The organism is Chromobacterium sp. Rain0013, from assembly GCF_015291765.1.
GTDB lineage: Bacteria > Pseudomonadota > Gammaproteobacteria > Burkholderiales > Chromobacteriaceae > Chromobacterium > Chromobacterium haemolyticum.
The window spans coordinates 4,502,814-4,517,671 of record NZ_CP031514.1 but is presented as its reverse complement, the minus strand read 5'-3'; the positions used below and the strand labels follow the sequence as shown (position 1 = coordinate 4,517,671).

At 61.7% G+C, this 14,858-nt stretch carries 12 protein-coding genes; 10 read left to right on the top strand and 2 right to left on the bottom strand.

The genetic code is table 11. From position 1 onward, the window contains the following. Nucleotides 1-5: 5 nt before the first annotated feature. The 7 genes from glyS (at nt 6) to mpl (ending at nt 8,120) form a co-directional block, all read left to right on the top strand. On the top strand, nt 6-2,066 hold the full coding sequence (gene glyS / locus DXT74_RS20610; protein ID WP_194426905.1) for a glycine--tRNA ligase subunit beta: 2,061 nt from the start codon (nt 6-8) through the stop codon (nt 2,064-2,066). 49 nt (nt 2,067-2,115) lie between these two features. Next, nucleotides 2,116-2,661, top strand: coding sequence for a D-glycero-beta-D-manno-heptose 1,7-bisphosphate 7-phosphatase (gene gmhB, locus DXT74_RS20605; RefSeq protein ID WP_019103520.1), 546 nt, complete (start codon nt 2,116-2,118; stop codon nt 2,659-2,661). A gap of 26 nt (nt 2,662-2,687) precedes the next feature. Further along, complete coding sequence (locus DXT74_RS20600; RefSeq protein ID WP_019103521.1) at nt 2,688-3,464, top strand: 1-acyl-sn-glycerol-3-phosphate acyltransferase; 777 nt, start codon at nt 2,688-2,690, stop codon at nt 3,462-3,464. After that, nucleotides 3,424-4,134, top strand: coding sequence for a M48 family metallopeptidase (locus DXT74_RS20595; protein ID WP_231138235.1), 711 nt, complete (start codon nt 3,424-3,426; stop codon nt 4,132-4,134). Before DXT74_RS20600 ends, DXT74_RS20595 begins: the two co-directional genes overlap by 41 nt. A 162-nt stretch (nt 4,135-4,296) precedes the next feature. Further along, nucleotides 4,297-4,677 (top strand): lactoylglutathione lyase, encoded by a 381-nt coding sequence (gene gloA, locus DXT74_RS20590; protein ID WP_043591907.1) that lies wholly within the window; start codon nt 4,297-4,299, stop codon nt 4,675-4,677. A 520-nt stretch (nt 4,678-5,197) separates the two neighbouring features. Next, nucleotides 5,198-6,607: a sodium:proton antiporter gene (locus tag DXT74_RS20585; RefSeq protein ID WP_043632591.1), complete on the top strand. Its 1,410-nt coding sequence runs from the start codon at nt 5,198-5,200 to the stop codon at nt 6,605-6,607. Between the two features lie 133 nt (nt 6,608-6,740). Further along, nucleotides 6,741-8,120 (top strand): UDP-N-acetylmuramate:L-alanyl-gamma-D-glutamyl-meso-diaminopimelate ligase, encoded by a 1,380-nt coding sequence (gene mpl / locus DXT74_RS20580; RefSeq protein ID WP_039754468.1) that lies wholly within the window; start codon nt 6,741-6,743, stop codon nt 8,118-8,120. A gap of 79 nt (nt 8,121-8,199) precedes the next feature. Here mpl and DXT74_RS20575 read toward each other — a convergent pair whose 3' ends face one another. Both DXT74_RS20575 and aceA read right to left on the bottom strand, forming a co-directional pair. Continuing rightward, nucleotides 8,200-8,754 (bottom strand): flavodoxin family protein, encoded by a 555-nt coding sequence (locus DXT74_RS20575; RefSeq protein ID WP_019101048.1) that lies wholly within the window; start codon nt 8,752-8,754, stop codon nt 8,200-8,202. A 254-nt stretch (nt 8,755-9,008) separates the two neighbouring features. Continuing rightward, a complete protein-coding gene (aceA, locus tag DXT74_RS20570; protein ID WP_019101049.1) occupies nt 9,009-10,307 on the bottom strand; it encodes an isocitrate lyase in 1,299 nt (432 codons plus the stop codon). Between the two features lie 463 nt (nt 10,308-10,770). On the opposite strand from aceA, the gene grpE reads away from it, so the two are divergent. From grpE to dnaJ, 3 genes are all read left to right on the top strand, one after another. Further along, on the top strand, nt 10,771-11,319 hold the full coding sequence (gene grpE, locus DXT74_RS20565; RefSeq protein WP_043632594.1) for a nucleotide exchange factor GrpE: 549 nt from the start codon (nt 10,771-10,773) through the stop codon (nt 11,317-11,319). Between the two features lie 116 nt (nt 11,320-11,435). Next, entirely contained in the window at nt 11,436-13,367 is a 1,932-nt protein-coding gene (gene dnaK / locus DXT74_RS20560; protein WP_019101051.1) for a molecular chaperone DnaK, read from the top strand. A gap of 143 nt (nt 13,368-13,510) precedes the next feature. Then, nucleotides 13,511-14,635, top strand: coding sequence for a molecular chaperone DnaJ (gene dnaJ / locus DXT74_RS20555; RefSeq protein ID WP_081554279.1), 1,125 nt, complete (start codon nt 13,511-13,513; stop codon nt 14,633-14,635). Nucleotides 14,636-14,858 lie beyond the last annotated feature (223 nt).

Here is a 14,858-nt window from a genome sequence, read left to right as displayed (position 1 = left end):
TGAATATGAACCAGACATTGCTGATTGAGCTGCTCACCGAGGAGCTGCCGCCCAAAGCGCTGGAAAAGCTGGCCGCCAGCTTTGCCCAGACCATTGGCGACGAATTGAAGAAAATGCAGTTCGCGCCGGCCGACGCCGAGACGACGGTTTACGCCTCCCCGCGCCGCCTGGCGGTGCAACTGGCCAATGTGGCCGCCTTGCAGCCGGACCAGAAGATCACCCGCAAAGGCCCGGCCGTCACCGCTGGATTCAAGGACGGTCAACCCACGCCGGCGCTGGCCGGTTTCGCCCGTTCCTGCGGCGTGGAGGTGTCCGCGCTGTCCACGATGAGCGACGGCAAGCAGGATGTGTACGCCTATGAAAGCGTCAAGCAGGGCCAGCCGCTGGCCGCGGTGCTGGCCGACGTGGTGGCGCTGGCGCTGAAAAAGCTGCCGGTGCCCAAACTGATGCGTTGGGGCAGCCTGGACGTGCAGTTCGTGCGCCCGGTGCACGGCCTGATCATGTTGCACGGCGACGCGGTGGTGCCGGGCGAGGTGCTGGGCCTGCAAAGCGGGCAGAGCACCCGCGGCCATCGTTTCTTGTCCGAAGGCGAGGTGACGGTGGCCAACGCCGACGCCTACGCGCGCACCTTGCATGAATCCGGCAAGGTGGTGGCCAGCTTCGACGCGCGCCGCGAACTGATCCGCCACAAACTGACCGAGGCCGCCGCCCGCCTGAATGCCACCATCGCCGCGCCGGAGGCCTTGTTCGACGAGGTGACCGGCCTGGTGGAGTGGCCGGTGGTGCTGGAGGCCGGCTTCGAAGCCGAATTCCTGCGCGTGCCGCAGGAGTGCCTGATCCTGACCATGCAGCAGAACCAGAAGTATTTCCCGCTGCTGGACGCTTCCGGCAAGCTGATGAACCGTTTCCTGCTGGTGTCCAATCTGGAAACCGCCGATCCGTCCTTTATCGTCGGCGGCAACGAGCGCGTATTGCGCGCGCGTCTGTCCGACGCCAAGTTCTTCTTCGAGCAGGATCAGAAGGCGCGCTTGGACAGCCGGCTGCCGCGGTTGGCCAATGTGGTCTACCACAATAAGATCGGTTCGCAACTGGAGCGCGTGGAGCGTCTGCAGAGCATTGCCGGCGCCATCGCCCATGAATTGGGAGCCGACGCCGCGCTGGCCGCCCGCGCAGCCTATCTGGCCAAGGCCGATCTGGTGTCCGACATGGTGGGTGAATTCCCCGAACTGCAAGGCGTGATGGGCATGTACTACGCCCAGCACGACGGTGAGCACGCCGAAGTGGCCGCCGCCATCGAAGGCCATTACCACCCGCGCTTTGCGGGGGACACGCTGCCGGAAGGCAAGATCGCCACCGCGGTGGCGCTGGCGGACAAACTGGAAACCATTGTCGGCATCTGGGGCATCGGCCTGATCCCCACCGGCGACAAGGACCCGTTCGCATTGCGCCGCGCCGCTCTGGGCGTGGTGCGCATGGCGCTGGAAGCGGACCTGGATGTGAAGGCGCTGCTGAACATCGTCGCCGCCGCCTTCCCGGCAGGCAAGCTGTCCGCCAATGTGGCCGACGAGGTGTTCGGCTTCATGATGGACCGTCTGAAGAACTTCCTCGCAGCCGATTACAAGGGCGACGAGATCGACGCGGTGCTGGCGCAGGCGCCTAGCCGGCTGGCGGAAGTGCGCGCGGTGTTGTCCGCGGTGGCCGCCTTCAAGGCCTTGCCGGAAGCGTCCGCGCTGGCCGCCGCCAACAAGCGGGTAAAGAACATCCTGAAGAAGGCCGAAGGCGAAGTGGGCGCGGTGAATCCCGCGCTGCTGAGCGAAGCGGCCGAGCAGGCGCTGTTCGCCGCCGTCGAGCAGCTGGCGCCGCAGGTGGACGGCCAATTCGCCGCCCGCGATTTCGCCGCCGCGCTGACCCAGTTGGCTTCGCTGCGCGCGCCGGTGGACGCTTTCTTTGACGGCGTGATGGTGATGGCGGACGACGCCGCGGTGCGCAACAACCGCATCGCCTTGCTGGCGCGTCTGGCCGGCTTGTTCAACCGCGTGGCGGACATCTCGCTGCTGGCGGAGTGATTCGATGGGGCGGCCGGCGGCCGCCCCGGCGCTCTAGACGGGGACAACCGTGAAACTAGTGATACTCGACCGCGACGGCGTGATCAACGAGGACCGCGACGATTTCGTCAAATCGCCGGCGGAGTGGGTGCCGATCGAACACAGTTTGGAGGCGATCGCCAACCTGACTCAGTCCGGCTGGCGGGTGGTGGTGGCCACCAATCAATCCGGCATCGGCCGCGGGCTGTTCGACATGCAAGCGCTTAACGCCATGCATGAGAAGATGCACAGGCTGGTGGGCCAGGCCGGCGGCCGCATCGATGCGGTGCTGTTCTGTCCACACGGCCCCAGCGCCGGCTGCGACTGCCGCAAACCGTTGCCGGGCATGGTGCTGGAGATTGCGGAGCGCTTCAATGTGAAACTGGACGGCTTGCCGCTGATCGGCGACAGCCGCCGCGATCTTGAGTCGGTGGCGGCGGTGGGCGGCCTGCCCATCTTGGTCAAGACCGGCAAGGGGGCCAAGACGCTGGCTGACGGCGAGCTGCCGGCCGGCACCCTGGTGTTCGACGATTTGTACGACGCCGCGGAATATCTGATCGATTCCCGCGAACGTTGACTTCAGAAAAGGATAGTGTTCCAAGCATGCTGAGTTTATGGCTTCGTAACCTGCTGTATTGGCTGGTGCTGATCATCATCACGCCGCTCTTCTTCTTTCTGCTGCTGCTGTCCGCGCCGCTGCCGCGCCGCGCGCGCCATGTGTTCGGCGTCAGCTGGGCCTTGAGCCTGTTGTGGATGCTGGAGCATGTGATCGGCTTGAAATACAAGGTGCTGGGCGCGGAAAATCTGCCTGAGCAGCCGTCGGTGATCTGTTCCAAGCACCAGTCCGGTTGGGAAACCTTGGCCTTGCAGAAGATTTTCCCGTGGCAAGTGTACGTGGCCAAGCGAGAGCTGACCTGGATTCCGGTATTCGGCTGGGGCCTGGTGCTGATGAACCCCATCATCATCAACCGCTCCGACCGCGCCAACGCCAACCAGCGTTTGCTGGAGCAGGGCTTGGAGCGCAAACGCCACCGTTTCTGGATCACGGTATTTCCGGAAGGCACTCGCACCAAGCCGGGCGTGGCGGGCAAATACAAGCTGGGCGCCGCGCGCATGGCCAAGCAGTTCGACATGCCGCTGGTGCCGGTGGCGCACAACGCCGGGGAGTTCTGGCCGCGCAACGCCTTCCTGAAGTACCCCGGTGAAATCACCGTGGTGGTGGGCCAGCCCATTGTGCCTAGCGAAGAGCTGGGGCCGGAGGCGATGATGAAGGAGGCCGAGCAGTGGATCGAGGCGCGCCAGCGCGAGATCGGCGGCGTCGGCCCGTTTGCGGACGAGGATGAAAAGCGCAAGCGTCTGGCTGCGTCTGCCGCTGCCTGACGGCGAGGTGGATGTGGTGCTGACCCGTCGTCCGCGCAAGAGCGTGGGCATTCGGGTGAGCGCGGGCAGGGTGGAGCTGGTGGCTCATCCGGCGGTTAGCGCCGCCCGTCTGCGCGAAGTGTTGTTGGAGCGTCGAGACTGGATCGCCGGCCATGTGACGCGGCAGAGGCTAGAGCGGCGGCAAGCCGAAGATCTCAGCCAGCTGCGCTGGCGGGGGGAGGCGCTGCCCATCGTGTTGACGCCCGGCGTGAGGCGCACGGCCAGACTGACGGCGGAAGGGTTGATTGTTACCGGTATCGCGCACGGTGACGCGGCGGCCTTGAAGCAGGCGGTCCGCCGTTTCTTCAAGCGAGAGGCTGCTTTGCGGTTTCCGGCTCGGATGGCGGAACTGGCGCGCGGCTGTCGTCGCCAGCCCTGCGGCCTGCAGCTGTCGTCGGCGCGCACGCGTTGGGGCAGTTGCACCGCGGCCGGGATCATCCGGCTGAACTGGCGCTTGCTGCAAGCCCCGCCGATGGTGCTGGACTATGTGATCGCCCATGAACTGGCCCATCTGGAACACATGAACCATTCGCCCGCCTTCTGGGCGGAGACTGCGCGTCTATACCCGGACTGGCAGGCGGCACGGCGTTGGCTGAAGCTGCGCGGCGCCGAGCTGTTCCATTTTGATTAATGAATAAAGAACCGGTTCATGATCTTGCTAGCTAAGGCGAGACAAGGTGAAAATGGCTGAAAAAGCGGAGTGTACATACGGTACATGCGCATTTTGAAGACGTTTTCAACGCCGTATCGCCGACGCGCAGCAGATCGTGAACAGGTTCTAAGGAGAAGAATGATGCGTTTACTACATACCATGCTGCGAGTGGGCAACTTGGAGCGCTCGCTGGCGTTTTACCAGGAAGTGCTCGATATGAAACTGTTGCGCCGCCAGGATTATCCGGAAGGCCGCTTCACCCTGGCCTTTGTGGGTTACGGCGCGGAAGAGGAACAGACGGTGCTGGAACTGACCCACAACTGGGACACCGAGTCCTACGAACTGGGCACCGGTTACGGCCATATCGCCGTGGAAGTGCCGGACGCCTACGCCGCCTGTGACATGGTGCGCGCCAAGGGCGGCAAGGTCACCCGCGAAGCCGGCCCGATGAAGCACGGCACTACGGTGATCGCCTTCGTCGAGGATCCGGACGGCTACAAGATCGAGTTCATTCAGCGCTGAGAACCTGTTCACGATCTGCTGCGCGTCGGTGATACGGCGTTGAAAACGGCATTCGAAATGCTCATGTACCGTGTGTACACTCCGCTTTCTCAGCCGTTTTCGCCTTGCCTCGCCTTAGCTCGCGAGATCGTGAATAGGCTCTAAGCATTCTTGTTCGAGGGCCCTTGAACAGCTTTCAAGACAAGGCCGGCGGCAATGAGCCGCCGGCCTTGTTTCATCAAATGCTTAATTAGCGTGGCAATTGCGCAAAAACTCTTGGTTCCGATTCCGGTTTTCCTTGTCCGGACTGCCCGAGTTATGGGACGATGTAACGCTTTGTAACCGTTCTGGCCGAAACGGAGGCGCCGCTCCCCCGGAGACGAGATCCGCGCCGGCCTGACGGCTAAGCGTCAGCGCAACGGCATCCGGCTGCCGTTTCGCGTCGATAACACTGCCGGAATCCACTCTTTGCATAGCCTGCCCTTACGCGGCGCAGGCGATGGCGCTTTTATCAATGGGCGTCATGCCCTCGGGAAGATAGATGACCAAAAAACTCTTTAGCGCCGCCGCGCTGGCCCTGCTGCCGACGCTGGCGCAAGCCGCTGAACTGGACGGCGCCACCTTGAGCCTGGCCTGGGGACTGCCGTTTGCCGGCATTTTGCTGTCCATCGCGCTGTTCCCCATATTCGCGCCGGGTATCTGGCACCACCACTTCGGCAAGATCACCGCGGTCTGGACCGTGCTATTCCTGGCGCCCTTCGCGGTGGCATATGGCCTGGGCACTTCTATGGCGCTGATCGTTCACGCCCTGTTCGCCGAATATATTCCCTTCATCGTGCTGCTGTTTTCGCTGTACACAGTGTCCGGCGGCATTCTGGTGTGGGGCTCGCTGCACGGCTCGCCCAAGCTCAATACCGCCATCTTGGCGATCGGCACCGCGCTGGCCTCCATCATGGGCACCACCGGCGCGGCGATGCTGTTGATCCGCCCCTTGCTGCGCGCCAATGAAAAGCGCAAGCACAATGTGCACGTGGTGGTGTTCTTCATTTTCCTGGTGGCGAATATCGGCGGCGGCCTGACTCCGCTGGGCGACCCACCGCTGTTTCTCGGCTTCCTCAAGGGCGTGAGTTTCGGCTGGACGGTGCAGCACATGGCGCTGCCGGTATTGGTGTTGTCGCTGGCGCTGCTTGCCATTTTCTACGTGTTGGACAGCTATCTCTTCAAGAAAGAAGCCCAGGCGGGCACGCTGCCGGAGGTGGATCGCTCCAAGGACAAGCCGATCAAGCTGCATGGCAAGCGTAATCTGTTCCTGCTGGCCGGCATTGTCGGCGCGGTGTTGATGTCCGGCGTTTGGAAGCCGGGCGTGGAGTTCGACATCATGGGCACGCATGTCGAGCTGCAGAACATCATTCGCGATCTGGCGCTGATCGGCCTGGCCTTCGCCTCGCTGTGGATCACTCCCAAGCAAGTGCGCGCCGGCAACGAGTTCAACTGGGATCCCATTCTAGAAGTGGGCAAGTTGTTTGCCGGCATCTTCGTCACCATCGGCCCGGTGATCGCCATTCTGCGCGCCGGCGCCGACGGCCACTTGGCCGGCCTGGTGCGCATGGTGTCCGATGCCAATGGCCAGCCGGTGAACATGATGTATTTCTGGATGACCGGCATTCTGTCCAGCTTCCTGGACAATGCGCCCACCTATCTGGTGTTCTTCAACCTGGCGCATGGCGACGCTCAGGTGCTGATGGGCCCGATGGCGGACACCCTGCTGGCGATCTCCATGGGCGCTGTGTTCATGGGCGCCAATACGTATATCGGCAACGCGCCCAACTTCATGGTCAAGGCCATCGCCGAGCATCGTCATGTGAAGATGCCGAGCTTCTTCGGCTATCTGGGCTGGTCCTGCGCCATTCTGTTGCCCTTGTTTGTGCTGATGACGCTGATTTTCTTCTGAACCCGCCGTCCTGTTGCAGACAAAGCCCGCTGTCGCGGGCTTTGTCTTGTTCGAGCCGGAGGGCATGGATGTCGGCCCCGCCGCTTTCCGGTATGCTTGCCGTTTTGCCGTTTTCAATACGCTGAACCAAACTATGCACATCCATATCCTGGGCATTTGCGGCACCTTCATGGGGGGCATCGCCGCTATCGCCAAACAGGCCGGCCACAAGGTCACCGGCTGCGACGCCAATGTATACCCGCCGATGAGCACCCAGCTGGAAGCCATGGGCATCGAGCTGATCCAGGGCTTCGGCGCGGAGCAGGCCGACATCGGCGCGGACATCTTCGTGGTGGGCAATGTGGTGACGCGCGGCAAGCCGCTGATGGAGGAAATCCTCAATCGCGGGCTGCCTTATATCTCCGGCCCACAGTGGCTGGCGGAAAACGTGCTCAAGGATTTATGGGTGCTGGCGGTGGCTGGCACTCACGGCAAAACCACCACCAGTTCAATGCTGGCTTGGATCTTGGAAGATGCCGGCTTGGCGCCGGGCTTCCTGATCGGCGGCATTCCGCAGAACTTTGGCGTGTCGGCGCGCCTGCCTGGCGCGCCGCGTCAGGACGCGGCGAGCGTCAGCCCCTTCTTTGTGATTGAGGCTGACGAATACGATACCGCCTTCTTCGACAAGCGCTCCAAATTCGTCCATTACCGGCCGCGCACCGCGGTGCTGAACAACCTGGAGTTTGACCACGCCGACATCTTCGCCGACCTGGCGGCGATAGAAACTCAGTTCCACCACCTTGTGCGCACCGTGCCGGGCCAGGGCCTGATCGTCAGCAATGGCCGGGAGGCGAGCTTGGATCGGGTGCTGGAGCGCGGCTGCTGGACGCCGGTGGAACGCTTTGGCGCGGACGCCGGCTGGCAGCTGGGCGCGCTGGAGGACAATGGCCATTTCGATGTGCTGCTCAACGGCCAGATTCAGGGCCGGGTGCGTTGGGATTTGATGGGCGAACACAACCGTCTCAACGCCTTGGCGGCAATCGCCGCCGCTCGCCATGTCGGCGTGGCAGTGAGCCAGGCCATTGATGCATTGTCGCGCTTTCAAAACGTAAAGCGGCGGATGGAGGTGCGCGGCGTGGCGGCCGGAGTCACGGTGTACGACGATTTCGCCCATCATCCCACCGCCATCGCCACCACCCTGGCCGGCCTGCGCCACAAGGCAGGCGGGGCGCGCATCCTGGCGGTGCTGGAGCCGCGCTCCAACACCATGAAGCTGGGCACGATGAAGGCTGCGCTGCCGGCCTCTCTGGCAGATGCCGACCTGGTGTTCTGTTCCGCCGCCAATCTGGGGTGGAACCCCGGCGAGGCCTTGGCAGAGCTGGGCGACCGCGCGCAAACCTTCGACAATTTCGACGCGCTGCTGCAAGCGGTGGTGGCCGCGGCGCGCCCGGGCGACCATGTGCTGGTGATGAGTAACGGGGGCTTCGGCGGCATTCATCAGAAGCTGCTGGACCAACTGGCCATGCGCGGCTGAGCGACAAGCGTCGACGCAAGAAAGGGGGCCGTTGGCCCCCTTTGTCTTTTACGACGCGGAGTTTATCGTAAACAGGTTCTTAGCCGCGCAGTTTGGCGGCAATGCCGGCCACGCGCTGGCCGTAGGCCTTGGCGGTGTCCAGATCGCCCTGCGGGATTTCGTCGACGCTGGCGTCGGACGGCGATTGCACCAGCAGACCTACCGAGCCGCCCAGATTGTTGATGTCCTCGCGGCTGGCGTTCTTGGCGTTGCTGGGCAGCAAGCCCAGGCTGACCCACAGACCGCCGTGCTGAGAGGCCAGGGTTTGCAGATAAATCAGCGAAACCTGCTTGTCGCCGTTCAGGCTGGCGCTGTTGGTGAAGCCGCCGAACACCTTGTCCTGCCAGCCTCGTGTGAACCAGACTTTGGAACTGGCGTCGGCGAATTTCTTGAACTGCCAGCTTGGGCTTCCCATATATGTGGGGGAGCCGAAAATGATGGCGTCGGCGCTATTTAGCAGATCCCAGGCGCCGGCGGGCAGATTACCCTCGGCGTCAATGGCCAGCAATTGCGCACCTGCGCCTTCGGCGACATGCTGGGCCACTTGCTGGGTGTGACCGTAACCGGAGTGATATACAACGACGACTTTCGCCATGGCGAGCCTTTCATATTGCCGTGAATTAACAAAGGCCCGCAGCGAGGTGGGCCTTGTGCAAGTATTGGCGATGATGGTGAATTGAAAAAGCGTCGTCGGATAAATTAATTATTTAGTCGCATTAAACAATCTAGACGCCTTGACGCGTTTTCGGTATCGCGAGCCGTGGGCTTGAATAGTAGCTTTTCGGCGCAGCGGCAGGTCAATAAAAACGCCCACGGCAAGGTGGGCGTTTTCTCATCGGGAACCGCGGTTTAATGGAACTGTTCTTCCTCGGTGGAGCCGGTCAGCGCGGTGACACTGGATTGGCCGCCCTGGATCACGGTGGTGACGTCGTCGAAGTAGCCGGTGCCCACTTCCTGTTGGTGGGATACGAAGGTGTAGCCGCGTTCGCGGGCGGCAAACTCCGGCTCCTGCACTTTTTCAACATAGGCGGACATGCCGCGGGCAACATAATCTTGCGCCAAGTCGTACATGTTGTACCACATGTTGTGAATGCCGGCCAAGGTAATGAACTGGTACTTATAGCCCATCGCACCCAGTTCGCGTTGGAATTTAGCGATGGTGGCGTCGTCCAGGTTCTTCTTCCAGTTGAAGGACGGCGAGCAGTTGTAGGCCAGCAGTTTGCCCGGATGCTTGGCGTGAACCGCTTCGGCGAACTTGCGTGCGAATTCCAGATCCGGTGTACCGGTTTCGCACCAGACCAGATCGGCGTAGTCGGCATAGGCGATGGCGCGGCTGATCGCCTGCTCCAAGCCTTTCTTGGTCTTGTAGAAGCCTTCGGCGGTGCGCTCGCCGGTCAGGAAGGGACGGTCGCGCTCGTCGCAGTCGCTGGTCAACAGATCGGCGGCTTCGGCGTCTGTGCGGGCGATCACCAGAGTGGGCACGCCGTAAACATCGGCGGCCAAGCGCGCGGCGATCAGTTTCTGCACGGCTTCCTGGGTCGGGACCAACACCTTGCCGCCCATGTGGCCGCATTTCTTCACCGAGGCCAATTGGTCTTCGAAGTGCACGCCGCCGGCGCCGGCGCGTATCATCGCCTTCATCAATTCATAGGCGTTCAGCACGCCGCCGAAACCGGCTTCGGCATCCGCCACGATAGGGGCGAAGTAGTCGATGAAGCCGGCGTCGCCTTGCGCCACGCCCTTGGAATGCTGGATTTCGTCAGCGCGGGTGAAGGCGTTGTTGATGCGCTCCACCACCTTGGGCACCGAGTCCACCGGATACAGCGACTGGTCCGGGTACATCGCCGAGTATTCATTGTTATCGGCGGCCACTTGCCAGCCGGACAGATAAATGGCTTTGACGCCGGCCTTGACCTGCTGCATGGCCTGACCGCCGGTCAGCGCGCCCAGACAGTTGATGTAAGGCTCGCTGTGGAGCAGGCCCCACAGTTTGTCCGCGCCGTTGCGCGCCAACGAGTACTCAATCTGCAGCGAGCCGCGCAGTCGTTCCACATCAGCGGCGCTGTAGCCGCGCTTGATGCCTTTCCAGCGGGGATTTTCGTTCCAGTCTTTCTGGATGGCTGCAATGCGTTGTTCGCGAGTCGTCATGCTAAAGCCCTTCTCGATACGTTTCTGTGCGCGCCGGCAGTCGCCGGCGTCCTCATTAAGCGATCTGTTTCATCCGGTTTTTCCGGATTTTCTTGCGGCCGGCCCTCATGGCGCCGGCTCGGCATGCCCGCCGCTCAGACCCTGCGGATAGAGGGCCGCCCGGCAGTGCACTTGCGGGTGTGGCTCAATTATTAGCACAAAAAAAAACGCTTGTGTGCAGTGCAGCACAAAGAAAATTGTTGATTTTCAAAAGCTAACAGTAACTTTCCTAAAACGAATATTGCGGCTCGCTCAAGCGTTTGCTTTTAGAAAATAAAAGTCCGCAAACGCACATCCGCGTTTGGCAGCCTGGGCGCGGCGGTCTGAAGCGGTTCAGTCGTTTTCAGGACTTGAATTCCGCGATGAAGCCCCTACCTTGAGTCGGGACTATTCGTACCGCTGAATCCAAATCCGAGGAATTGCCATGCAGGACAAGCAAAACATCGCGGCAGACGCCGTGGACAATGACAATATCGACGCAACGGTGGCGGAGCAGGCCGTAGAGCAAGAACTGAGCGCAGAGCAGCGGATCGCCGCTCTGGATGCGGAAGTGGCCGAACTGAAGGACGCATTGCTGCGCGCCCGCGCCGATCTGGAAAATCAGCGCCGCCGCGCGCAGGAAGACGTCGCCGCCGCGCACAAGTACGCGATCACCAAGTTTGCCGGCGAGTTGGTGTCGGTGAAGGACTACCTGGAAATGGCCTTGCTGGATCAGAGCGGCCAGATCGACACCCTGAAGATGGGCGTGGACATGACGCTGAAGCAGTTGGTCTCCGCTTTCGACAAGGCGCAGATCAAGGACATCGCCCCTCAGGCGGGCGACAAGCTGGACCCGCATCAGCATCAGGCGATGAGCGCGGAAGAGGCCGACGCCGAGCCCAACACCATCGTGCGAGTGATGCAAAAAGGCTACCAGATCTCGGACCGCGTGCTGCGTCCGGCGATGGTGGTGGTGGCTAAGGCGAAAGCATAAAAAAGGGCGGCGTGCTCCTCTTGAAATAATGGGCATAGCCAATACCTATTGAGACAACAGGCGGTCGCTATCGAACAAATGGCCGCTGAAACGAATTAAGATAAAGGAACTTCGACATGGGTAAAATCATTGGCATCGACTTGGGCACCACCAACTCCTGCGTATCGGTAGTGGAAGGCGGCAACCCGAAAGTCATCGAGAACGCCGAAGGCGCTCGCACCACTCCGTCCATCATCGCTTACATGGACGACGGCGAAATCCTGGTCGGCGCGCCGGCCAAACGCCAGGCCGTGACCAATCCGCGCAATACCATCTACGCCGCCAAGCGCCTGATTGGCCGCCGCTTCGAAGATAAGGAAGTGCAGAAAGACATCGACCTGATGCCTTTTGAGATTCTGAAAGCCAAGAACGGCGACGCCTGGGTGAAAGTGCGCGACCAAGAACTGGCCCCGCCGCAAATCTCCGCCGAAGTACTGCGCAAGATGAAGAAGGCCGCTGAAGATTATCTGGGCGAGGAAGTGACCGAGGCGGTGATCACCGTGCCGGCTTACTTCAACGACAGCCAGCGCCAGGCCACCAAGGACGCCGGCCGCATCGCCGGTCTGGAAGTGAAGCGCATCATCAACGAACCGACCGCCGCGGCACTGGCTTTCGGCCTGTCCAAGCAGGAAGGCGACCGCAAGATCGCGGTGTACGACCTGGGCGGCGGTACTTTCGACGTGTCCATCATTGAAATCGCCGATGTGGACGGCGAGCACCAGTTTGAAGTGCTGTCGACCAACGGCGACACCTTCCTGGGCGGCGAAGACTTCGACCAGCGCGTGATCGACTACATCGTGACCGAGTTCAAGCGCGAACAGGGCGTGGACCTGAAGAACGACGTGATGGCGCTGCAGCGTTTGAAGGAAGCCGCGGAGAAAGCCAAGATCGAGCTGTCCAGCGCGACCCAGACCGAGGTGAACCTGCCTTACATCACCATGGACGCTACCGGCCCGAAACACTTGGCGATGAAGATTACCCGCGCCAAGTTCGAAAGCCTGGTTGAAGACTTGGTGGAGCGCTCCATCGAGCCGTGCCGCGTGGCGCTGAAGGATGCCGGCCTGTCGGTCAACGACATCTCCGACGTGATCCTGGTCGGCGGTCAGACCCGCATGCCCAAGGTGCAGGAAAAGGTTAAAGAGTTCTTCGGCAAGGAGCCGCGCAAGGACGTGAACCCGGACGAAGCTGTGGCTGTCGGCGCGGCGATCCAGGGTTCGGTACTGTCCGGCGACCGCAAGGACGTGCTGCTCTTGGACGTGACCCCGCTGTCGTTGGGCATTGAAACCCTGGGCGGCGTGATGACCAAGCTGATCCAGAAGAACACCACCATCCCGACCAAGGCGTCGCAGGTGTTCTCCACCGCCGACGACAACCAGACCGCGGTGACCATCCACGTGCTGCAAGGCGAGCGCGAGAAGGCTTCCGCCAACAAGAGCCTGGGCCAGTTCAACCTGGGCGATATTCCGCCGGCGCCGCGCGGCATTCCGCAGATCGAAGTGGAGTTCAATATCGACGCCAACGGTATTCTGCATGTGTCGGCCAAGGACAAGGCTTCCGGCAAGCAGGCCAACATCACCATCCAGGCTTCTTCCGGCTTGTCCGAAGCCGAGATCCAGCAAATGGTGAAGGACGCCGAGGCCAACGCCGAGGAAGACAAGAAGCTGCACGAGCTGGTCACCGCGCGCAATCAGGCGGAAGGCCTGATCCACAGCGTGAAGAAATCTCTAGCCGAGCACGGCGACAAGATCGACGCTGCCGAGAAGGCCAAGATCGAAGACGCGGTGAAGGCGGCCGAGGAAGTGGCCAAGAGCGAAGACAAGGCCGCGATCGAAGCCAAGACCGAAGAACTGGCCAAGGCCAGCCAGAAGCTGGGCGAAATCATGTATGCCCAGGCTCAGCAGGCTGAAGCCGGCGCCCAGCAGGGCGGCGCGGACGCGCAGGCGGGCAAGCAGGAAGACGGCAACGTCGTCGACGCCGAGTTTGAAGAAGTGAAGAAAGACAAGGCTTAATCGCCAGCCGATGTCTTGACGCCTGATGACCGGGCCGGGCCCGCCGGAGTGTTCCGCGGCTCGGACCGGTCATTGGCGTATGGTGGCCGGCCGCGCAGGGGGCTTGCTTCCCGTGCAGGCTGAATTTTGAGAGAGACAGGAACATGTCCAAGAAAGATTACTACGATGTGTTGGGCGTCAATCGCGACGCCTCCGACGACGACATCAAAAAGGCTTACCGCAAGCTGGCGATGAAGTATCACCCGGATCGCAATCCGGACAGCAAGGAAGCGGAAGAGAAGTTCAAAGAGGTCAAGGAAGCTTACGAGGTTTTGTCTGATAGCCAGAAGCGAGGCGCGTACGACCAATTCGGCCACGCCGGGGTGGACCCGCAGGCTGGCGCAGGCGGCGGCGCGGGCTTCGGAGGCTTCGGCGATTTCGCAGATATCTTCAGCGACATCTTCGGCGGCGGACGCTCCGGCGGCGGCGGCGGGCGCTCCAACGTCTATCGCGGCGCGGACCTGCGATACAACATGGAAATCTCGCTGGAAGAAGCCGCGCGCGGTTGCGAGAAGCAGATCCGCATCCCTTCGCATGAAGAGTGCGAAGTCTGCCACGGCAGCGGCGCCAAGCCCGGCACCCAGCCGAAGACCTGCACCACTTGCGGCGGCCACGGCCAGGTGCGGATGAGCCAGGGCTTCTTCTCCATCCAGCAAACCTGCCCAACCTGCCACGGCACCGGCAAGCAGATTTCCGATCCCTGCACCAGCTGCCACGGCGCGGGCCAGAAAAAGACCAACAAGACGCTGAACGTGAAGATTCCGCCCGGCGTGGACGAGGGCGATCGCATCCGCTTATCCGGCGAAGGGGAACCGGGCCAGAACGGCGGCCCGTCCGGCGATCTCTACGTGGTCACCCACATCAAGCCGCACCCGGTGTTCCAGCGTGACGGCATGGATCTGCATTGCGAGATGCCGATCTCCTTCTCCACCGCGGCGCTGGGCGGCGAAGTGGAAATCCCCACGCTCGACGGCATGGCCAAGGTCAAAATCGCGGCGGAAACCCAGAGCGGCCGAGTCTACCGCTTGCGCGGCAAAGGCGTGAAGGCGGTACGCGGCGCCGATTACGGCGACCTGCACTGCCATGTGGTGGTGGAAACCCCGGTCAAGCTGACCGATCGCCAGAAAGAGCTGCTGCGTGAATTCGACGCCATCAGCCAGGGCGACGTGGCGACTCATAACCCGCGTTCCAAGTCTTTCATGGACAAGCTGAAGGATTTCTTCGGCTAAAGGGATTTCCGAGCGGCCCCCGCGGGCGTCGGCGCAAAACGGCAAGCGAGAGAGCTTGCCGTTTTTTTGTTTCATCATTTTGTCTATTGGTCAAATGTTTTTGGGTAACTTGTTGTAATGAGCGTTTTTTTAAAATGAATTATCTGGAGGGTTCCGGTCTACGGCCTTATCTTGGAGGGGCTCCGGAACCCCGCTCCGGGGCGAGAACATAAAAATATCCGGG